General features: G+C 68.5%; 17 protein-coding genes, 1 tRNA gene and 2 pseudogenes. 11 read left to right on the forward strand and 9 right to left on the reverse strand.

What is annotated here, in order from left to right; all coding sequences use genetic code 11:
* Positions 1-249 precede the first annotated feature (249 nt).
* Positions 250-489 (reverse strand): annotated as a pseudogene (locus tag P1K31_RS14440) (calcium:cation antiporter family protein); the annotation flags it as partial.
* A 162-nt stretch (positions 490-651) separates the two neighbouring features.
* On the opposite strand from P1K31_RS14440, the gene P1K31_RS14445 reads away from it, so the two are divergent.
* The 4 genes from P1K31_RS14445 to P1K31_RS14460 all read left to right on the forward strand — a co-directional run bounded on the left by P1K31_RS14445 (position 652) and on the right by P1K31_RS14460 (position 3273).
* The gene (locus P1K31_RS14445) at positions 652-1422 is read left to right on the forward strand and encodes a winged helix-turn-helix domain-containing protein (RefSeq protein ID WP_276304031.1); all 771 of its coding nucleotides are present in this window, start codon (positions 652-654) and stop codon (positions 1420-1422) included.
* 221 nt (positions 1423-1643) lie between these two features.
* Entirely contained in the window at positions 1644-2000 is a 357-nt protein-coding gene (locus tag P1K31_RS14450) for an SHOCT domain-containing protein (RefSeq protein ID WP_276304032.1), read from the forward strand.
* A gap of 4 nt (positions 2001-2004) precedes the next feature.
* The gene (locus P1K31_RS14455; protein WP_276304033.1) at positions 2005-2589 is read left to right on the forward strand and encodes a cupredoxin domain-containing protein; all 585 of its coding nucleotides are present in this window, start codon (positions 2005-2007) and stop codon (positions 2587-2589) included.
* A gap of 66 nt (positions 2590-2655) precedes the next feature.
* On the forward strand, positions 2656-3273 hold the full coding sequence (locus tag P1K31_RS14460; protein WP_276304034.1) for a DUF7978 family protein: 618 nt from the start codon (positions 2656-2658) through the stop codon (positions 3271-3273).
* On the opposite strand, the gene P1K31_RS14465 is transcribed toward P1K31_RS14460, so the two are convergent.
* The 3 genes from P1K31_RS14465 to P1K31_RS14475 all read right to left on the reverse strand — a co-directional run bounded on the left by P1K31_RS14465 (position 3252) and on the right by P1K31_RS14475 (position 5863).
* Positions 3252-3758, reverse strand: a complete 507-nt coding sequence (locus tag P1K31_RS14465) for a GNAT family N-acetyltransferase (RefSeq protein ID WP_368410816.1) — start codon at positions 3756-3758, stop codon at positions 3252-3254. The two genes, P1K31_RS14460 and P1K31_RS14465, sit on opposite strands and share 22 nt — an antisense overlap.
* A gap of 37 nt (positions 3759-3795) precedes the next feature.
* A complete protein-coding gene (locus P1K31_RS14470; RefSeq protein WP_276304035.1) occupies positions 3796-4527 on the reverse strand; it encodes a metal-dependent hydrolase in 732 nt (243 codons plus the stop codon).
* 193 nt (positions 4528-4720) lie between these two features.
* On the reverse strand, positions 4721-5863 hold the full coding sequence (locus P1K31_RS14475) for a CBS domain-containing protein (protein ID WP_276304036.1): 1143 nt from the start codon (positions 5861-5863) through the stop codon (positions 4721-4723).
* A 109-nt stretch (positions 5864-5972) separates the two neighbouring features.
* Here P1K31_RS14475 and P1K31_RS14480 point away from each other — a divergent pair, with 109 nt between their 5' ends.
* Positions 5973-6311: a lycopene cyclase domain-containing protein gene (locus P1K31_RS14480; protein WP_276304037.1), complete on the forward strand. Its 339-nt coding sequence runs from the start codon at positions 5973-5975 to the stop codon at positions 6309-6311.
* 278 nt (positions 6312-6589) lie between these two features.
* On the opposite strand, the gene P1K31_RS14485 is transcribed toward P1K31_RS14480, so the two are convergent.
* Together P1K31_RS14485 and P1K31_RS14490 are read right to left on the reverse strand one after the other, a co-directional pair.
* The gene (locus P1K31_RS14485) at positions 6590-6805 is read right to left on the reverse strand and encodes a hypothetical protein (RefSeq protein ID WP_276304038.1); all 216 of its coding nucleotides are present in this window, start codon (positions 6803-6805) and stop codon (positions 6590-6592) included.
* A gap of 471 nt (positions 6806-7276) precedes the next feature.
* Positions 7277-7351, reverse strand: a tRNA-Val gene (locus P1K31_RS14490).
* A 178-nt stretch (positions 7352-7529) separates the two neighbouring features.
* On the opposite strand from P1K31_RS14490, the gene trpD reads away from it, so the two are divergent.
* From trpD to trpG, 4 genes are read left to right on the forward strand one after another with little or no spacing between them, the layout of a single operon-like run.
* Complete coding sequence (gene trpD / locus P1K31_RS14495) at positions 7530-8549, forward strand: anthranilate phosphoribosyltransferase (RefSeq protein ID WP_276304039.1); 1020 nt, start codon at positions 7530-7532, stop codon at positions 8547-8549.
* Positions 8546-9172: a phosphoribosylanthranilate isomerase gene (locus P1K31_RS14500; protein ID WP_276304040.1), complete on the forward strand. Its 627-nt coding sequence runs from the start codon at positions 8546-8548 to the stop codon at positions 9170-9172. The genes trpD and P1K31_RS14500 overlap by 4 nt, the downstream gene beginning before the upstream one ends.
* A 1-nt stretch (position 9173) precedes the next feature.
* Positions 9174-10748, forward strand: coding sequence for an anthranilate synthase component I (gene trpE / locus P1K31_RS14505; protein WP_276304041.1), 1575 nt, complete (start codon positions 9174-9176; stop codon positions 10746-10748).
* Positions 10745-11326, forward strand: a complete 582-nt coding sequence (gene trpG, locus P1K31_RS14510) for an anthranilate synthase component II (protein ID WP_276304042.1) — start codon at positions 10745-10747, stop codon at positions 11324-11326. The genes trpE and trpG overlap by 4 nt, the downstream gene beginning before the upstream one ends.
* Before the next feature lie 40 nt (positions 11327-11366).
* Here the strand turns inward: trpG and P1K31_RS14515 are convergent, their stop codons facing one another.
* The gene (locus tag P1K31_RS14515) at positions 11367-11564 is read right to left on the reverse strand and encodes a DUF8029 family protein (protein WP_276304043.1); all 198 of its coding nucleotides are present in this window, start codon (positions 11562-11564) and stop codon (positions 11367-11369) included.
* Positions 11565-11940: 376 nt separating this feature from the next.
* On the opposite strand from P1K31_RS14515, the pseudogene P1K31_RS22090 reads away from it, so the two are divergent.
* Both P1K31_RS22090 and P1K31_RS14520 read left to right on the forward strand, forming a co-directional pair.
* Positions 11941-12543 (forward strand): annotated as a pseudogene (locus P1K31_RS22090) (ribonucleotide reductase N-terminal alpha domain-containing protein); the annotation flags it as partial.
* A gap of 24 nt (positions 12544-12567) precedes the next feature.
* Positions 12568-17595 carry a ribonucleotide reductase barrel domain-containing protein gene (locus tag P1K31_RS14520; protein ID WP_379801553.1) on the forward strand — a complete coding sequence of 1676 codons (5028 nt, stop codon included), beginning with the start codon at positions 12568-12570 and terminating at the stop codon, positions 17593-17595.
* Between the two features lie 101 nt (positions 17596-17696).
* Here P1K31_RS14520 and P1K31_RS14525 read toward each other — a convergent pair whose 3' ends face one another.
* Complete coding sequence (locus P1K31_RS14525) at positions 17697-17996, reverse strand: hypothetical protein (protein WP_276304045.1); 300 nt, start codon at positions 17994-17996, stop codon at positions 17697-17699.
* Between the two features lie 42 nt (positions 17997-18038).
* Positions 18039-19541 (reverse strand): molybdopterin-dependent oxidoreductase, encoded by a 1503-nt coding sequence (locus tag P1K31_RS14530; RefSeq protein ID WP_276304046.1) that lies wholly within the window; start codon positions 19539-19541, stop codon positions 18039-18041.
* Positions 19542-19618 lie beyond the last annotated feature (77 nt).

A 19618-nucleotide genomic window follows, 5' to 3' on the forward strand; every position in this document is an offset into this window, starting at 1 on the left:
CCTCACGCACGTATTCGAGCACGCAACCGCGATTATATCCGGTAGCCTGCCTATTCAGGCTCGATATCGAATCTATCTGCGGAATTCGGTCGGTCTGAGCGAACAACCCTCGTATTGTTGTTCAAGATATATTTAGCTCGTCGGGGACCCCTCCGTCCAGTCTACCAGTACCGGAGGGAGGCGCGAGGCGCGTTTAGTGGTTGCGGAGACGAGGGCCTCCCTCCGCGCCGCGGGTCACGTCGAACGTCCCGTTCGGGTGAAGACGACGAACGCGAGCGTCGCGAACGCGAGAAAGCCCATCATCGGGACAGTCGTGAGAGTTGACGGCGGCGGATCTCGCGAGGATGACGCCGACGGGGATCGCGACCGGGAGATCGAACGTGTTGCTCCCGAGGATGTTCGTGAGACTGGTGACGCTCGAGTCGTTTCTGGCCGCGCGGACGCTGACGAACCCGCCGGCAGGCTCGTCGTGGCGGCGATGACGACGAGGGGGACGGCGAGCGTCCCCCACTCGCGGCAGTCGAACGCGCCACCGACGTACTAGATATAAAGACATATATGAATATGTAGATGTTCAGGTAACTATAAGTTGACCTACTCCTTGGCTAACGCCAACCCGTGGCAGGCTATCGCACACGACGGGGATAGGACATGAGTGATTCGCCGCACGCTTCAGGGACTGGGAACGCGCCGCTGCCATCGCCCATGCCGCGGGCCGTGATACACAAGCGGATCCTGGACGCCGCCCGGTCACGTCCGGACGCGTCGATGGAGGAACTCGCGGCCGACGTGAGCGGGGCGTCGACGAAGCTCGTCGAACAGGTCCTCGAGGAGTACGGCGACCCGGCGAAGGGTGAGCACGAAATCGGCGGAGCGGGAAGCGACCCGAGCGAGGAACACGATCCGCCGGTGGGAGCCCAGGACGCCGCTACGAACGAGCGAGATGCCCGGTCCGCCGACACCCCGGAGTCCGACCCCGCCCGGTTGACGGCGAAGCAGCGCCAGGCCCTCCGCGCGATCCACGAGAACCCCGAGGCGACCCAGCGGGAACTCGGGGAGGTGCTCGACGTGAGTCGCACGACCGTCAATCAGCGCGTCAATTCGATCGACGGCTTCGAGTGGACCAACCGACGGGAGTTCGTAGAGACGATGTTCGACACCGACACCATGAAACCGAAAGAACCCGATCAGACCCCCCGCTCCGTACAGGACCTCACCGACCGCGTCGACGACCTCGCAGAGCGGGTGGAGGCGCTCGACGCCCGGATCGAGAAACGGTCCGCTCAGCCCGGCTCCGCGTTTTCCGATCCGGCGCTCGTCCACAAGATCGCCCACGCGTGCATGCGCTCGGAGCACGTCACGGAGGAGGAGGAACTGCGGATCTTCGAGGAGTTCTTCGCGCGCGTCGGCCCCCGGGAGTGACACCCCCACGTGGCGAGCCGTCGCTACCGCCTGATCGTTTCCCCCGATCCTTGGCCCGCCGTCCTCGGTTCGGGGACGCGACCGACGGCCGGGACATCGACGGGTCCCGAACGACCCCGATTTCGCGACCGGGTGACGGTGTCGTTCCCGGGTTACTCCGGAATTCGTGACGGCTGAATTATATTTATTGCCGTCGGCCTCGAACGGGGTCCGGTGTAATCATGGCTACTACGCGCACGAGCGATGGACTGCTCCGCGTCGTCGCTGTCGTCCTGGGCGTCATCGTCCTGTTTCCGCTCCTGATGATGGTGTTCGCCATGCCGATGATGGGGATGATGGGCTGGTGGTGGGGCGGCCAACCGGTCGGCGGACTCTCCCCGCTGTGGGGCGTCGGCGTGATGCTGGTCTGGCTGTTGATCCTGCTCGGCGTCGGCTACGCCCTCTACCGCGGTCTCGTCGGACGCGTCGGTACCGACGGCGACCCCGCCCTCGCGGAACTGCGGATGGCGTACGCCCGGGGCGACCTCACCGAGGAGGAGTTCGAGCAGCGCCGCGGGAGACTCCGGCGCGGGGAGTGAGCGGATGAAGGCGTCGTCCCGCCGCGCGTTCCTGGGGACGCTCGGGTCCGCCGCGCTGGCCGGGTGCCTGGGGGCTCCCTCGGGAGGCGGCGACGCCGTCACGCTCTACGCCGGGGCGTATCACTGGGGGTTCGTCGCGTTCGACGAGTCGGGCGGGGAACTCGATCGCGCCGTCGTCGATCGCGGGGCCTCCGTGACGCTCGTGGCGTTCAACACCGGCGCTGAGCGGGTAGTTCGAACGCTTCCGGCCGCGATCCGCGAGGCGCTTCCCGATCACGAAACCCTCGAGGAACGAAACGAGGGGCGCGTTCCTCCACCGCGGAACGGGACGTTGCACGAGCGGCTGGAAGCGGCCAACGAGCGGTATCCCGATCACAGCCTCGCGGTGATGCCGTCGGGGGGAAACCACATGGGCGGGATGGGTGGCGGGATGATGATGCACCCCGTCGCGTTGCCCCGCAACGCCTCGTCCCCCGCGACCGTTCGCCTCTCGGCGTCCCGCCGCGGCGACTTCACCTTCAGCTGCCGGACGTACTGCGGCTACGGCCACCCCTACATGGATCTCGACGGGGCGATCGTCGTCGGGTGACCCCCGGGGCGACGCCGGCCCCGAGGCCGTCAGGATCATGCCGCCGCGACCCGTCGCCTCGGTAAGATGTCGGATACGGTCGACGAACGCGACCGGGCGACCGCCTCGCGCGGGGAACCGGCGTCGCTCCCCGTCGTCACCGGCGCGCTCGCGGGTGTGCTCGCGTGGTTGCTCGGCTACGCGGCGACGTACGCCGCGAGCGTCGGGCGCGTCGAGGCGGCGCTCGCCGAGTTCAACGTCGGCGTCTCGTCCCTCGGCGGCGACCCCCTCCCGGCGTGGAAGGCAGTCGGCTGGCTCTACTACGGCGGTCACTTCGTCGACGTCCGGTTGCTGGGACTCCCCGGCGGATCGCGGTCGTTCGACCTCGTCGCGGGTAGCGACAGCGCCGCCGCACCGCTGCTCTATCTCCTCCCGCCGCTCGTGCTCGTCCTCGCGAGCGCGCTCGTCCTCGCGGCGAACGGCGTTCGAGACGTCCGGACCGCGCTCCTGACGAGCGTCCCGGTGACGCTCGGGTACGGCGCGCTGGCCGCCCTCTTCGCCGCGCAGACGCGTCACGCCTTCGGCGGCGGCGTGGTGGGCGGCGTCGATCCCCTCGCCGCGGTCGCGGTCGCGGGGGTCGCCTACCCCCTCGCGTTCGGCGCGCTCGGGGGGCTGGTCGGCGTTCAGCTGTCCTCGAGACCGTAGGAGACCATCTCCGCCCACGACTCGAACCCGTACCCGTCGTAGAAAGCGTACGCGCGCTCGTTGTTCGGATCGACGTCGAGAACGACCCGGGGGAGCGGGAGGTCCTGCTCGGCCGCGTGCGCGAGCGCCGCGTCCATCAGCTCCCCGGCGAGTCCCGTCCCGCGGTACGCCGGGGCGAGGTAGAGTTCGTTGACCACCGCCGCGTCCCAGATCAGGGCGAGCGCCTCGGGGAGGAGAAAGAGGTAGCCGACCGGCCCGTCGTCGGCGGCGACGAGGACGCAGCCGGGGTCGCGCCCGGCGCAGTCTGCCACCCAGTCCCGGTAGCGATCGCGGTAGGCGTCGGTGAGCTTCCCCTCGTACTTCGTCGCCTTCGCTCCCTCGTCGCCGCCGAGTTCGCGCTCGAAGGCCGCCTTCAACTCCCAGAGCGCGGGCCAGTCCGCGCTCGGGTCGTACGGGCGCACGATCACGTCCGCGTGCTGCTCCATGGTCGGTCGAGGGACGCCCCCGGTATAGCGCGTGCGATCAGTCAGCGGGACGGACCGCCTCCCGACGGTCCGCGTCGTACCGCCGCAGGAGGCGTCGACCGACGACGGCGACCACCCCCGCGAACAGCAGGAGGAGCTGCCAACCCGTCTTCACGATGGTGAACACGCGTTCGGTGCCCGGCGGCTCCGGTCCCGGTACCGGATCGACGGGGCTGCTGACGTGGACCTCCCCGGACGAGCCGAACTGCCCCGCGTCGACGGCCCCCGTCCGCTCGCCGCCCGTGACGTAGATGGCCCCGCCGCCGACGTCGCCCCCCGCCGCGAGCCCGGTGGACTGGACGTACGTCTGGACGAACCCGTCGGTCGTGGAGTAGACGATGGCGCCGTCGAGGTCGTAGAACTGGTCGTGGATCGGGTAGAGCACGTTCGCGCCGCCGTTCACGAGGTCGAGGCCGATCCCGGCGACCGCGTACGCGAGCAGGCACGCCCACGCGATCTGCACGCCGTGACTACCGAAGCGCGAGAGCACGAACCCCTCGTCGCGCAGGTGGGTGTCGATCGCAAGCGCCACCGCGAGCGCGGCCGGGATCACCAGCGTGTGCAGCAGCGCGCGGTGGCTGCCGGGGACGTAGAGCCCCGCGAACGCGTCGAGGTCGGGGAACGCCGTCGCGGCTACCACGGCGAGCGCCGCCCGCCGGGTGAGGCGCTCCCGCAACAGCGCCGCACCGAGCAGGAGTCCCAGCACCACGTGCACGAGCAACGACGGCATCTCTGACCCCGCCTTCGGAGAACGACGGTTATGTTATTTTTCGGCTATTCCTGACTACCTCGGATTCAGAACCGTTTATCGCCACCGCGCCGTCGCGCGGTCCGAAATCGATCGTTTCGGCCCCGCCCTCGCCAGAACCGGGCGCGAGGCGTCGATTCGGCGGGGGTTAGGCGGGGACTGACCTCCGTCCCGCCTACAGCTCGTTCAGCTTGCGGAGCAGCTGGCCGCGGTACTGCTCGTCGCTCTCCATGCCCTTCATCTCGATGACGTTGCGCTCGAGGCGGTCGAGCGCGACGCGGAAGGCCGACTCGGCGCCGTAGCCCTCGCCCGATCCGGCGACCTGCCCGTGGGTGGTCCGGAGCCGGATCTGACACTGGATGAGCGGGGTACCGCGGAGTTTCTCCTTGTGCTTGTGGAACCGGACGTGCGCGTGCTGGACGGACATCCGCTGGTACTTCTCGACGACCGCCTCGATGCTCCGGCGGATCTCGTCGCGCGTGATCGTGTCGAGCAGGTCGATGTTCGTGATCTGTACGTCCATGTGCTCCTCTTCTGTGTAGGTGAGCGCCCGCAGGACGTCGGTCTTCGTGAGGATGCCCGCCGGGAGACTGTCGTCGTACTCGGGCGTCACGACGAGCCCGGAGTAGTCCATCTCGAACATCAGCTCTACCGCCTCGCGGACCGTGTCGTCGAGGTCGACCGTCGTGACGGGGTTCGCCATCACGTCGTAGACGGGGAGGTCGAGGACGCGCTCGATGTCGCCCGCGCGGTCGCCCTGCGTGGGCTTGTCCATGTTGCGGACGACCACGTCGACGATGTCGTGCGTGGTGAGCATCCCGGTCAGCCGACCGTTCTCGTTGACGACCGGCAGCCGCGAGACGCCGTTCTCGCGGAGGAGGTTGATCGCCCGCCCGATGTGGGTGTCCTCGGTGACCGTGACGAGGTCCTCGGTGAAGATCTGGTCGACGGTGAGGACGTCCAGGTTCTCGAGTACGGCGTCGAGGATTGCATCCGCCGTGATGATGCCCCACAGGTCGTCGCCCTCGAACACCGGGGCGACCTTCGTGTCGCCCTCGATGAGCATGCGTGCGACGTTGCGCAGATCGGCGGTCCGCTCGATCTTCGGCGCGGACTTAACCATCGCGGCCGCCTTCATGTCGTCCTCGATGTGCGACTGGAGTAACTGCTGTTGAGTGATTACGCCCTGGTAATCCCCATCGTCGGTGACGATGACGCCCTTCGGGTTCTCGTGCTCGAAGATCGAGCGAACCTTGGAGAGGCGCTTCTGCCCGTCCACCTCGACGAACTCCCGGGTCGCGATATCTGCGATGTCCATTGTTCTCTCCGATCGTACTTCCGCCCCGTACGTTATCAAGCTTGGCGGACAGGCGGGTCACGCATGTCACTGGGCGTAGAGATTTCACTCCGGAGAACGGACTCTGACTATGATCGACGTCACCGTCTTCGGGTCCTATACCTACCTCGCGACGGAACTCCTGTGGGGCGTCGTGGCGCTCGCGCTGGTCAGGTACGCCGGCGCGTGGCGCGCGGCCGCCCGAACGACGCTCGTCCTCTATCCCTTCGCCTACCTCTGGGACTGGTACACCCTGCAGGTAGGCGTGTTCGTCATCCCGCTGCGGACCGGGGTGGACCTGCTCGGAATCCCCATCGAGGAGCACGTCTTCATGCTGCTCGTGCCGACGATGGTAGTGGGGACGCACGAGACGTTGCGGAAGGTGCTCGACGGCGAGGAGGGCGACGAGGGGACCGGCGTGGAGGGGTGACCGCGGTACGTAACGGAACGCGGTCGGCGACGGACGCGGCGTTCGCCTCCCGTTGCGATCCGAGGGAATGACTCCGACGGCCGGGAGCGTGGATGGCTCGGGGTCACGCACCAGTCGACCCCGGCCGTCGGAACGACGACCGCACCGGTTCGGGGTTCGCACCCCGCATTAATTCCGTTAGAATAGGAGTTTAAAAAATCATTCGGCCAGCCGAACTGCGTGACCGCCGCCCCCGGGGACGGTCGACGGCTGATTCGGCGCTCGCTCGGCGCTTCGGGTTACTCGCCCTCGGAATCGCCCATCGAGCGGAGTTCCTCGGGGGTGGTCGGCTCCCCGTCGAGTTCGATGGTCGCCGGGCCGTCGATCTCGAAGTCCGTGATCACGCCAGTAAAGCGGTAGGCGTCCCCGCCACCCGCGAGGACGCCCCGCGCGCTCCTCCCCTCGATAGCGTCTTCGGCTCCCCACCACGAATCGAACGTGATGTCGCCGCTCACGGCGAAGCTGTAGGGCGATTTCTCGTCGGATCTGATCAGCAGGTGATGCTCCTCGGCCCCCTCCGGTGCGTCGGGTTCCTCCGGAGAGTCGTATGATTCGAGCGCGAAGCGGTTTCCGTGTGTGAGGGTGGTCCAGCCGAGGAGGCGCTCGTCGCGGACGGGCCGGCCCTTCGAGTCGATCGCGTCCTGACGTCGCTCGACGTACGTCGGCTCGTTCTTGATCTCGCTGCCCCGTGACGTGATCGCGTCGAGGGAGTCGCCCTCCCTGGTTCAAATCTGCCCGCAACGTCTCGATCCTCCGCGGTACGGGCTCGTCGCGTTGTACCGCGGAAGGATAGTGGGTTGGGGCAGATTTGAACTAGGGAGCGAAGCGAGTGCAGTGAGCGGAGCGACCGAAGTTCAAATCTGCCGTTTCAATTCCCTGTGACGCTGGCGGTTCGCTCCGCTCACCGTCGTTGCGTCACAGAGGAATGGGTTGGGGCAGATTTGAACTGCCGACCTCCTCCATGTCAAGGAGGTGTCATAACCAGCCTAGACCACCAACCCGCGCTCTCCCGCACGCTCCGATACCCGATACGGATACTTGAACCTTTCCGAACGACGTCGGGCGTGTCCGGCGTTCACACGTCGCGACTGACCCGTCCGCCACCACCTCGTCCGACACCTTCATTACGATGCACACATTTGTACGTCATAACCCAACAACGATCATTGATACTCACCCATGAAGGATTACATTGAGCGCGTCACCGACGGCGCGGACCTGACACAGGCGGAGGCACGGGAGGCGGCGAGCGCGGTGTTCGCGGGGGCGACGGAGGCCCAGATCGGCGCGCTGCTCGCCGCGCTCCGGGCGAAGGGCGAGACGGAGGCGGAGATCGCGGGCTTCGCCCAGGGGATGCGCGACGCGGCGCGGACCATCGATCCCGACCGCTCGCCGCTCGTGGACACCTGCGGCACCGGCGGCGACGACTACGACACGATCAACGTCTCGACGACCAGCGCTATCGTCGCCAGCGGGGCGGGCGTCCCGGTCGCGAAGCACGGCAACTACTCGGTCTCCTCCTCGTCGGGCAGTGCCGACGTGCTCACCGAGGTGGGCGTGCGGGTCGACGCCGAACCCGACGCCGTCGAGGCGGCCATCGAGGAGGACGGTATCGGGTTCATGCTCGCACCCGTGTTCCACCCCGCGATGAAGGCCGTCATCGGCCCGCGGAAGGAACTCGGGATGCGCACGGTCTTCAACGTCCTCGGGCCGCTGACCAACCCCGCCGGGGCGGACGCGCAGGTCGTGGGCGTCTACGACGCGGCCCTCGTCCCCGTGCTCGCCCGCGCGCTCTCGAACCTTCCGGTCGAGCGCGCGCTCGTCGTCCACGGCGACGGCATGGACGAACTCAGCCTCCACGCGGCGTCCACCGTCGCCGAGGTGCGCGGCGACGAGATCGAGGAGTACGCGCTCGAACCCGCGGACGTAGGGCTCGACCGTGCGCCCGTCGAGGCGGTCGCCGGCGGTTCGCCCGCCGAGAACGCTGCCGACCTCCGGGGCATCGTCGAGGGCGACGTCGGGGGACCGAAGCGCGACATCGTCCTCCTCAACGCGGGGGCGGCCATCTACGTCGCGGGCGAGGTAGAGAGCGTCGCGGCCGGCGTCGAGCGCGCCCGCGAGGCCGTCGACTCGGGCGCGGCGGCCGGGAGACTCGCCGACCTCTGCGAAGGCGTCCCCGCCTCGCCCTCCACGCGATGACGCGCGTGAAACTCTGCGGGATCACGACCCCGGGTGACCGCGACGCCGCCGTCGCCGCCGGAGCCGACGCCGTCGGCGTCATCTCCGACGTGTCCGTCGACACGCACCGCGAGGTCGCCCCCGAGGCGGCCGCCGAACTCGTCGCCGGGACGCCGGGGACGGTGACGTCGACGCTCGTGACGATGCCCGACTCCCCCGAGGCGGCCGCCGAGCTCGTCGGGCGCGTCCGCCCGGACGAGGTGCAGGTCCACGGGATGTCCGCCGAGGGGGTGGCCGCCCTCGCCCGCGCGGTCGACGTGCCCGTCGTCGCCGCGGTCGGGGCCGACGATCCGGACGCGACGGCCTACGCGCGCGCCGCGAGCGCGCTCCTGGTGGACACCCCGTCCGCGGACGGCGGCGGCGGAACCGGCGAGACGCACGACTGGACGCGAACGCGGGCCGTCGTCGAGTCGGTCGACGCACCCGTCGTCCTCGCGGGGGGGCTCACCCCCGAGAACGTCGCGGAGGCGGTCGAGACCGTCCGGCCGTTCGGGGTGGACGCCGCGAGCGGCGTCGAGCGCCCGAACGGCGAGAAGGACCGCGCGGCGATGCGGACGTTCGTCGCCGCCGTCCGGGGGGCCTGACGTGGTCGCCCTCGACCGGTCGCGGGCGGCGTTCGCGGATCTCGCGGCGGGGGACGAACCGGTCGTCGTCCACGCGACCGCGGCGCTCGACGTCGACCTCGACCCGCTGACCGCCTACGCGACGCTCTGCGAGGCGTCGACGCGGCCGTATTCGTTCCTGCTCGAGAGCGGCGAGAAGGTCGCCTCCCACGACCCCGACGGCGCGTTCGCGCCCGGCGGAACCGACCGCCACGCGCGCTACTCCTACGTCGGCGTCGACCCCGCGGCCGTCGTCGCCCTCGGCCCGGACGGCCCGTCGGTCGAGGTCTTCGATCCGCGGTACGAGGGCGCGATCCGTCCCGCCGACGCGGCGGGGGACGTGCTCGACGAACTCCGCGCCTCGCTCCCGGCCGTCGAGCGCCGGGGATTCGACGACGCGGGCCGCTTCGCGGGCGGCCTCGTCGGCTTCCTCGCCTACGACGCCGTCTACGACCTCTGGCTGGACGAGGTGGGCGTCGAGCGCCCGGACTCGCCCGTCCCGGACGCGCAGTTCGTCCTGAGCGAGCGGACGCTCACGTTCGACCACCGCGAGGGGACGTGTCGGCTCGTGTTCACGCCGCTGATCCGACCCGACGACGACCCCGGCGCGGTGTACGACGACCTCGACGCGTTCGCGGAACGGACGCGCGCGGCGCTCGCGTCCGCCTCGCCGCCCGAGCGCGGCGGCTTCCGCCGGGAGGAGGAGCGCGCGGGCCCCCAAGAGGAGTACGAGGCGGCCGTCCGGCGCGCGAAGGAGCACGTCCTCGACGGCGACATCTATCAGGGCGTCGTCTCCCGGTCGCGGGAGCTACGGGGCGAGGTCGATCCTCTCGGCCTCTACGCCTCGTTGCGCGAGATCAACCCCTCGCCGTACATGTACGTCCTCGACTACGACGAGCGGACGCTCGTCGGCGCGAGCCCCGAGACGCTCGTCTCGGTCCGCGACGGGACCGTCACCGCCAACCCCATCGCGGGCACCTGTGCCCGTGGGGCGAGTCCCGTCGAGGACCGCCGCCTCGCGGGCGAACTGCTCGCCGACGGGAAGGAGCGCGCCGAGCACACGATGCTCGTCGACCTCGCGCGCAACGACGTGCGCCGGGTGAGCGAACCGGGGAGCGTGCGCGTCGAGGAGTTCATGAACGTCCTCAAGTACAGCCACGTCCAGCACATCGAGTCGACCGTGACCGGGCGACTCGCGGCGGACGCGGACGCCTTCGACGCGACGCGCGCGTCGTTCCCGGCCGGGACGCTCTCGGGCGCGCCGAAGGTGCGCGCGATGGAACTCATCCACGACCTCGAACGCACGCCCCGGGGCGTCTACGGCGGCGGGGTCGGCTACTTCTCGTGGGACGGGAACGCCGACGCGGCCATCGTCATCCGGTCGGCGCTGGTCGAGCGCGAGGGGACGCGCGACCGCGTGGCCGTCCGCGCGGGGGCGGGGATCGTCGCGGACAGCGATCCCGCCGCCGAATTCGAGGAGACCGAGCGGAAGATGCGCGGCGTGCTCGCCGCGCTCGAAGCCATCGAGCGGCCACCGGAGGTCGAGGGGGTCCGATGACGCGCGTCCTCTTCGTCGACAACTTCGACTCGTTCACGTACAACCTCGTGGAGTACGTCAGCCGGCACGCGGAGACGCAGGTGGTGCGAAACACCGCCACGCTGGAGCAGGTCCGAGCGACCGACCCCGACGCGATCGTCGTCAGCCCCGGCCCGGGCCACCCGAGAAACGAGCGTGACGTCGGCGTGACGCTCGACGTGCTGCGCGAACTCAGTCCCGAGGTGCCGACGCTCGGCGTCTGTCTCGGGCTGGAGGCGGCCGTCTACGCCTACGGCGGGGCCGTCGGGCGCGCGCCGGAACCCGTCCACGGGAAGGCGTTCCCGGTGGACCACGACGGCCGGGGAGTCTTCGCGGGGCTCCCCTCGCCGCTCCGCGGCGGACGCTATCACTCGCTGGTCGCCACGGCGGTCCCCGACTGCTTCGCGGTGAGCGCGACCACGCGGGTCGACGGCGAGCGCCTCGTGATGGGCGTGCGCCACCGCGAGCACCCCATCGAGTGCGTCCAGTTCCACCCCGAGAGCGTCCTCACCGAGTCGGGCCACGCGCTCGTCCGGAACTTCGTCGAGGGTGCGACGTAGTGGGCGCGGGGGACGCGACGGCGACGGTTGGCGACGGCGGCTACGGCAGGACCGTCGCGGCGACCAGGGGCGGCGCGACGACCTCGACGAGCCACAGGCCGACGGCGACCAGCGCCGCGACCACGACGAGTTTCCACGCGACGCGCAGGATCAGCCGGGCGAGGAGGACGACGAGCCCCAGGCCGACCAGCGCCGCGAGCGCGTCGATCGGGGCCGCCTGCAGCAGACTTCCGTCCATGCGACGGTCCACCACGTCGAGGGAGTAAGTCGTGTCGATCGGCGCCGGTTCGGGGATCGTTCGTCGCCGATCACCCCCGGATCGAACCCCCGATCGCTTCGGGTCGAGTCCGTACCCAGTCACACGGTTTTCCGGCGCAAGACTCACTTTCACTGCGGTCCAAGTACGGTTATGTTTTCGGAGGTCGTCGGATGGGGACGTCCAATCGAGCGCCGAGTCGTGGCGCTCGCGAGCCGACCGTCGTTAACGTGATGGAAAGCTAATGAATATCGACTCGAAGAATTAAACACGTTCGGACAGAATAGATAACTCCGCTAATCAATGACCAGATACCACACACGAGCCACGACGTCAGCGGTACCCCCTCTGAGATACCATGAGTAAGGCAGACCTCTCCGCGGACGAACTGACGCTCCCGATCAAGCGCACGACGGGCGCGACGCTCGAGGAGCGCATGACGGGCAACGCGTACAACAACATCCTCCCCGCCCGCTACCTGCGTAAGGACGCGGACGGAAACCTGATCGAGACCCAGGAGGGGCTCTTCGAGCGCGTCGCGAAGAACATCGCCCTCGCGGAGGCCGTCTTCGAGGCCGAGAAGCGCGACGTCCAGGTCACCGTCACGCCCGAGCAGCTCAAGCCCGGACATCCCCGCCGCGACGAACTCGCCGCCGAGGTGTTCGGCGCGGGCACGACGGCGGACGACGAGGCGGCGACGACGCTCTCCGCGTACAACGTCAACAAGTTCGCCTACGACACCGTCGTCCCCGAACTTCCCGACGAGATCCGCGAGCACGTCGAGGGGAAGGCGGCGGAGTTCGAGGAGCTCATGTCGATGCTCTCGTTCGTCCCGAACTCGCCGACGCTGATGAACGCCGGCGACGAACTCCAGCAGCTCTCGGCGTGCTTCGTCGACTCGCCCGACGACGACCTCACGGACATCCACCAGACCGCCAAGGAGGCCGCGGAGGTCTTTCAGTGTCTCACGGCAGATTCGACCGTCGTGGTCGAGGACAAGGGGCACGTCAGCGTTTCGGCGGTCGAAGTCGGCGACCGCATCGCACAGCGGACTGACTCCGGGTTCCAATACAGACCGGTCGAGGAGACGCACAAATACGAGAACGCCGAGACGCTGACCGTCTCGCTCGCGAACGGGCTCTCCATTCGCGGAACCCCGAACCACCGCATCGAGGTCGATGGGGAGTGGACCCGACTCGACGAGATTCGGGCCGGACAGCAGGTACAGTACGCACTGGGATGGCTTCGAGACACCGAGCGAGCGGTTCCACAGCTCGCAGCCGTACCGAGCGGCGCGCAGTGGAGCGAACAGAGGACCGTCGAGAACGCGGAGATCGTCGAACTGTATCAACAGGGACTGAGCGACTACGAGATCGCAGAACGGTTGGACTGTGGCAAGTCGACGATACAGCGTCGTCGTAGTCACGAACTGGCCCTCCCCCCGAACGGAACCGGTGGACGGCCGCTCGGGTCGACCTCGTTCGACGAGTCCGCTGCCCTCGGCCTGTACGAGGCGGGGCACACCGACTCGGAAATCGCCGACACCCTCGGTGTCCATCAAGTGACCGTTGGCCAGTTCCGTGCGCGAGAAGGACTCGAATCGAACGGCACTGCGGTCAAGTCGGTCAGCCAACCCGAGTATCTGACCGAAGAACTCGCCGAACTCGTCGGCCTCTGGGTCGGCGACGGCTCGTGGCATCAGGACGGCATCCGGTTCCACGTCGGGCGAGAGAGCATCGCCGAGTACATCGACCACCTCTCACAGCAGTTGTTCGACACCGTCACCTCGTCGACGTTCAGCGGTGGCTGTTACGAGATCTGTATCAACAGCCACGAACTCAAACGCTGGTGGGAGACGAACTTCGACTGCAAGCGCGACGGAGCGCAGTCCGCGTGCGTCCCGCAGGTCGTCAAGAACGCACCCGCGCCCCTCGTCGAGGCGTTCCTCCGCGGCTACTTCACGGCCGACGGAACGCTCCTCAACGACACCTACCCGAAGCTGTACAGCTCCTCGGAACGGGCCATCGACGACGTCGCGACGCTGATGATGGGACTGGGCTACCCGGTCAAGAAGTCGGTCATCCGCGACGAGGATACCCCCCCGTACTACGGCCTGATTCCGACGACCGGTGCCGGCCGAGCGGCGTTCATGCGCGATGTCGGTTTCATCGACGAACGCCGCGAAATCGGACTTTCGAACGTCGAGTCGGTGAACGCGCGTGACTCGTACGTCATCGGAGACTCGTACACTGTCGAGGTCGAGTCGGTGACCGAGTCCGCGGACGCGACCGTCTACGACATCACCGTCGCGGGCGACCACCAGTACGTTACGGACGGGATCGTCTCGCACAACAGCGGCGGCGGGATGGGCTACGCCTTCTGGCGACTGCGCCCCTACGGCGACCCCGTCGGATCCACTGGCGGCATCGCCTCCGGGCCGATCACGTTCATGCGGACGTTCGACCAGATGTGCGAGACGATCGCACAGGGCGGCACCCGCCGCGGCGCGCAGATGGGCGTCATGCGCGTCAGCCACCCCGACGTGATCGAGTTCATCCACGCGAAGAACAAGGACGTCTCGCTGGCCCACTGCCTCCGGCTCAACGACCCCGACGACTACACCTACACCAGCTTCTCGGAGGCGCTGGAGGAGGCCCGCTCGCTCATCGACGAGGACGGGCGCGTCCCCAAACACCTCCGGAACGCCGTCGAGGGCCACCTCTCCAACTTCAACATCTCCGTCGGCGTCACCGACGGCTTCATGGAGGCGCTCTACGCCGGCGAGGAGTTCACGTTCACGAACCCCCGCACGGAGGAACCCCACGTCGCCACCCCCGAGACGAAGGAGATGTACGAGCGCTACGGGCTGGGCGAGTACGTCGAACCCGGCGAGGTCTTCTCCATCCCCGCCGAGGTGCTCTGGGACCGCATCGTGAGCGGCGCACACGAGAACGGCGAGCCGGGCGTCATCTACCTCGAACGGGTGAACAAGGAACACTCGTTCGACGTGGACGAACATCCGGAACACAGGATTCTCGCGACGAATCCTTGCGTCACGGGTGACACGCTCATCAGCACCGGCAACGGACTGATCCCCGCCGAGGAGCTGTACGAGCAGGGCGTCGCGATCGACGTCGTCGTGGACGATCGGTTGAGCGAGGAGACGATCAAAGAGGCGAGTAGCGTCTACAAAACCGGTGAGAAGGACGTCTATCGGCTGACGACGAAGGAGGGCTACGAACTACGCCTCACCGCCGACCACCGCGTCATGACCGACGACGGCTGGGTCGAGGCGCGGGACCTCGACGCCGGCGACACGGTTCACATCGCCAACCGGAAGGGCGGTTTCGGCCAGCACGGCTCCGCCGAGGAGGGTAAGGTCCTTGGCTGGCTCGTCGGCGACGGCCACCTCAAACACGGCGAGGAACGGGCTGTGCTCAACTTCTACGACGAGGACACCGCGATCTCAGGGGAGTTCGCAGAATACGTCAACGACGTCGTGCGGGAGCCGACGGGTAACGCGAACTACGAGGTCGGCGTCAATCAGATCCAGCGCACTGCCGACTACCGTGGTCCCGAGTCCTGCGAAGAGCGTATCCGTTCCTCGCGTCTCTACGAACTCGCAGAGGACGCCGGCTTGGTAGAGCGGAAACACCAGGTCCCCGACGTCGTGTTCCGTGGTTCCGAGGACATGGCCCGCGGATTCCTGCAGGCGCTCTTCACCGCCGACGGCGGCGTACAGGGGAACGTGGAGAAGGGCATCTCCGTCCGTCTATCCAGTTCGTATCGGAGTCTGCTCGTCGACGTTCAGCGCCTCTTGCTCAACTTCGGCATCGCGAGCAAGCTGTACAACGACCGCCGCGAGGCCGGTACGACGGCGCTACCGGACGGCAACGGCGGTTCGAAGGAGTACGAGACTCGCGCACAGCACGACCTCGTCATTGCGAAGGACAACCTGAGTCGATTCGCAGAGGAGATCGGGTTCTTCCTCGATTCGAAGAACGAGGCGCTATGCCAGCGGCTCGACGCCTACGAGCGTGGTCCGTACGCGGAACGATTCGAAATCACCGTCGAATCCGTCAAACACGACGGCCACGAAACCGTCTACGACCTGACCGAGCCCGACACGCATTCGTTCGTCGCGAACGGTTTCGTCGTCCACAACTGCGGCGAACAACCCTTGGAGGAGTACGAGGCGTGCAATCTCGGGCACATTAACCTCTCGACGATCGCCGCGACCGACGCCCCCGACTGGCGCGTCTGGTCGGCCGAGCACGCCGACGAGTACGACTCGCACGCGGCCGCCGTCGAGGCGTTCCTGGCGGAGGCCATCGACGCCGAGGAGTTCGACCGACGGATCGAACTCGGCACGCGCTTCCTCGAGAACGTCGTCACGATGAGCGACTTCCCCGTGCCGCAGATCGAGCGGAAGGTCCGCGAGATGCGCAAGATCGGGCTCGGCATCATGGGCCTCGCGCAGCTCTACATCCAGCTCGGCATCCGCTACGGGAGCGAGGAGGGCAACGAGGTCGCCCGTCAGCTCATGACCCACATCAACCACGGGTCGAAGTGGACCTCCCACGAACTGGCGCTCGAGCGCGGCTCGTTCGAGGACTGGGACGACTCGAAGTACGCGACCCCCACGGAGTACCGCGAGTGGTTCGAGCACCACACCGGCCTCGACGCCGACGAGTGGGCCGACGGCTTCCCGATCCGCAACCACAACACGACGACCATCGCCCCGACGGGGACGACCTCGATGGTCGGCAACACCACCGGCGGCTGCGAGCCCATCTACAACGTCGCCTACTACAAGAACGTCTCAGACGACGTGCAGGGCGACGAGATGCTCGTCGAGTTCGACGACTACTTCCTGCGCGTGCTGGAGGCGAACGACATCGACGTCGATGAGGTGAAGCGGGAGGCCCAGGAGCAGATGGCGAACAACGAGTTCGAGGGCGTCTCCAGCCTCTCGACCGTGCCGGACGCCATCTCGGAGCTGTTCGTCGTCACCGCCGACCTGACGGGCAAGGACCACGCCGCCGTGCAGTGCGCCTGCCAGGCGGGCGTCGATTCGGCCATCTCGAAGACCTGCAACTTCCCCAACTCCGCGACGAAGGAGGACATGGACGAGGTCTACCGGTACATCTACGACCACGGCGGGAAGGGCGTCACCGTCTACCGCGACGGGACGCGCTCGAAGCAGGTGCTCACGACCCGCGCCGACAACGCGGAGTTCGCCGACGAGGAGGAGGCCGCGGCGGTCATCGTCGAGCAGATCCGGGAGATCTTCGGCGGCATCGAGGGCTTCCTCGACAGCGAGGAGGTCCGCGAGGCCCTCGGCGACGACCTCGAGACGCTGGTCGAGTCCGGCGAGCTCGGCGTCGGCGGGGCGTACGCGAAGGAGCGTCCGCGCCCGGACGTCCTCTACGGCGTCACCCAGCGCATCAACACCGGGTACGGGAAGATGTACGTCAACATCAACGAGGACGAGGAGGGCGAGCCGTTCGAGCTGTTCGCCACCATCGGCAACTCCGGCGGCTTCACCGGATCGTTCACGGAGGCGCTGGCGAAGGTGATCAGCTACTCGCTGCGCTCCGGCGTCGATCCCTACGAGATCGCCGACGACCTCCGGGGTATCCGCAGCCCGAAGGTCGCCTGGGACAAGGGCGAGCAGATCAACTCCATCCCGGACGCCATCGGCACGGCGATGCGGCGCTACCTCGACGGCGACATCGACAAACCGTATCCGCGCCAGCAGAGCCTCACTGAACTCGGCGACGCGGAGTCCCGATCCGCCGGCGGGGAGGTGACCGATGCGACCGACGCGTCGGCGACGGACGCCGATCCCAACCGCGACGCGTCGCAGTCCGACGGCGCGTCGGACGCGGACGCCACGCAGTCGCTCATCGACGCCGGCGAGAGCCCCGAGTGTCCCGACTGCGGGTCGATGACGCTCTACTACAGCGAGGGCTGCAAGACCTGCGAGTCCTGCGGCTGGTCTGAGTGCTAGCGGCCCGTACTGCGTGGAACTGACCGTTGCGTCGAACGGACGTCGATTCCCGCATCTCCCGTTTCTCCCGTTTCCCCCACCGTCTCCGTGGATCGTCCCCGTCACTCGTCGGGCCCGTCCGCCGCCGTCGCCTCGCCGGCCGGCGGGTCCTGCACGACGAAGTAGTAGAGCGGCGCGCCGAGCAGCAGGAGGCTCCCGATCGAGAACGACAGGCCGACCGTCTCGGGAAGCCTGACGTCGACGACCGCGGCGACGTCGGTGCCGAACAGCAGGAGCACCGCGGCGAGGACGCAGCCGATGCCGCGGTTGCGATCGAGCGACCGCTCCGTTCGCGTGCGCGCGACGACGAACGCCGTCACCCCGACGGCCCCGAGGACGAAGAGCGGGAGGAGGTCGGCCATACGTCACCTGCTCCCCCCGGACGCATCAACGTGTCGACCAGGCTATGGTTCTATCGTCCGCGTCACCCAGCCCGTCGCCCCCCTCGGGAAGGGCGAGCGGCGCTCTCCGGGCTGGCGCGTCCCGTCGGCCTCGTAGGCGCGGACGACGACCTCGTGTTCCCCCTCGGGGGCGTCGTACTCGTGGGCCCACTGCCGCCAGACGTCCTCGCCGGGGAGCGGCTCGGAGAGGCGGGCGTCGGTCCAGCTCTCCCCGCCGTCGGTCGAGACCTCGACGCGGCTGACGCCGCGCGTCCCTGCGTAGGCGTGTCCCGCGACCTGTACGCGCCCGTCGTCGAGGCGGTTGACGACGTGGAGCTTCGCGACCGTGGTGACGGGACCGGTGCCGTGCCAGCCGCGCTCCTCCCAGTAACCGTCGGCCGGCCGTTCGAGCACCTCGATCTCGGTGAGCCACTTGACGTTGATCTCCCCCCAGTGTCCCGGGATGAGCGCGCGGACGGGGGAGCCGTGTGCCCGCGGTAGTTGCCGGCCGTTCATGCCGTAGGCGAGGTACCCCCGCTTCAGCGCCTCGGCGGGGAACTCCTCGTAGTAGTCGTCGGCCGCCCGGAGCATCACGCAGCACTCATCGAGGGAGAGGCCCGCCCGGTCGAGCACGTCGTCGATCGGGACGACCTCCCAGAGGGCGTTGTCCATCTTCTCCCCGTTGAGCCCCTCGCCGACGCAGCGCAGCGAGACGAACGTCGACTCGGAGGGCATCGACGTCAGTTCGCCGTATGAGAGGTCGATCTCCGCCTCGACCGCGCCGGTGACGCGCAGCGACCAGCCCTCGGCGTCCACCTGCGGGTCGACGCTGTTGATGTCCACCTCGTAGAAGTCATCGCTGACGAGCGGTTCGAGACCTGCGATGTCGAGCGACTTCTCCCGGGCCTCCGAGAGGAGCCGCTCGGTCCTCGCGCGCCGCTCCCCCGTCCCCTCCAGTTCGCCGCCGGCGTCCCCCGACCGGCCGCCCACGACGAACGCGAGGAGCCCGAAGCCGAGCGCGCCCGCGAGCGCCCCGAGCGCGGAGCGCCGCTCCCCGTCGACGCCGCCCGCGTCGGCACTGCCCCCGGCGAGGCGCGAGACGATCGCCGGAACGGCGAGCACCGCGGCCGCCGGGACGGCCGCGCCGAGCGCGAGCAGGGGATCGCCCGTCAGCGCCGCCGTCGTCCCCCAGACGACCGTCCCCGCGAGGGCGGGACCGACGAACGGCGCGGCGAGCTGCCGGCCGATGCCGAGCGCGAACCACGCGACGACGGCGAACAATCCCACCGCGAGGCCGACGGCCGCGAGCAGGTTGAGCTGCTGGCCGAGGCTCCCCAGGACGAGAATCGCGTACGTGACGACGACGCCCGGCATCGCCCGCGAGAGCGCGGACTCGACGGGCGCGGCGACGAACCCCTGCGCGAACCCGGCGACCAGGTACGACCCCGCGACCCCCGCGACCCCCGCGGCCAGCGCGAGCACGAGCGGCGCGCTCGCCGCTCGCAATCGAGCGCCAAGTGTTGCCATGGTGTACAGTAGGCGCGCACTCACATACTCGTTGTCCGGTTGTGTGCGAGGAGGTCGTGCGGCGGGAAACGTCGCGC

Origin of the sequence: Halomarina halobia (genome assembly GCF_029338575.1) — an archaeon.
In the GTDB taxonomy this organism is placed as follows: domain Archaea; phylum Halobacteriota; class Halobacteria; order Halobacteriales; family Haloarculaceae; genus Halomarina; species Halomarina halobia.

Excerpts from the sequence above, each read along its gene's own strand:
- P1K31_RS14500 (WP_276304040.1), top strand. The coding sequence starts at position 8,546 with ATGACGCGCGTGAAACTCTGCGGGATCACGACCCCGGGTGACCGCGAC.
- P1K31_RS14445 (WP_276304031.1), top strand. The coding sequence starts at position 652 with ATGAGTGATTCGCCGCACGCTTCAGGGACTGGGAACGCGCCGCTGCCA.
- trpD (WP_276304039.1), top strand. The coding sequence starts at position 7,530 with ATGAAGGATTACATTGAGCGCGTCACCGACGGCGCGGACCTGACACAG.
- P1K31_RS14530 (WP_276304046.1), bottom strand. The coding sequence starts at position 19,541 with ATGGCAACACTTGGCGCTCGATTGCGAGCGGCGAGCGCGCCGCTCGTG.
- P1K31_RS14515 (WP_276304043.1), bottom strand. The coding sequence starts at position 11,564 with ATGGACGGAAGTCTGCTGCAGGCGGCCCCGATCGACGCGCTCGCGGCG.
- P1K31_RS14465 (WP_368410816.1), bottom strand. The coding sequence starts at position 3,758 with ATGGAGCAGCACGCGGACGTGATCGTGCGCCCGTACGACCCGAGCGCG.
- P1K31_RS14525 (WP_276304045.1), bottom strand. The coding sequence starts at position 17,996 with ATGGCCGACCTCCTCCCGCTCTTCGTCCTCGGGGCCGTCGGGGTGACG.
- P1K31_RS14450 (WP_276304032.1), top strand. The coding sequence starts at position 1,644 with ATGGCTACTACGCGCACGAGCGATGGACTGCTCCGCGTCGTCGCTGTC.
- trpG (WP_276304042.1), top strand. The coding sequence starts at position 10,745 with ATGACGCGCGTCCTCTTCGTCGACAACTTCGACTCGTTCACGTACAAC.
- P1K31_RS14470 (WP_276304035.1), bottom strand. The coding sequence starts at position 4,527 with ATGCCGTCGTTGCTCGTGCACGTGGTGCTGGGACTCCTGCTCGGTGCG.
- P1K31_RS14455 (WP_276304033.1), top strand. The coding sequence starts at position 2,005 with ATGAAGGCGTCGTCCCGCCGCGCGTTCCTGGGGACGCTCGGGTCCGCC.
- P1K31_RS14460 (WP_276304034.1), top strand. The coding sequence starts at position 2,656 with ATGTCGGATACGGTCGACGAACGCGACCGGGCGACCGCCTCGCGCGGG.
- P1K31_RS14475 (WP_276304036.1), bottom strand. The coding sequence starts at position 5,863 with ATGGACATCGCAGATATCGCGACCCGGGAGTTCGTCGAGGTGGACGGG.
- P1K31_RS14480 (WP_276304037.1), top strand. The coding sequence starts at position 5,973 with ATGATCGACGTCACCGTCTTCGGGTCCTATACCTACCTCGCGACGGAA.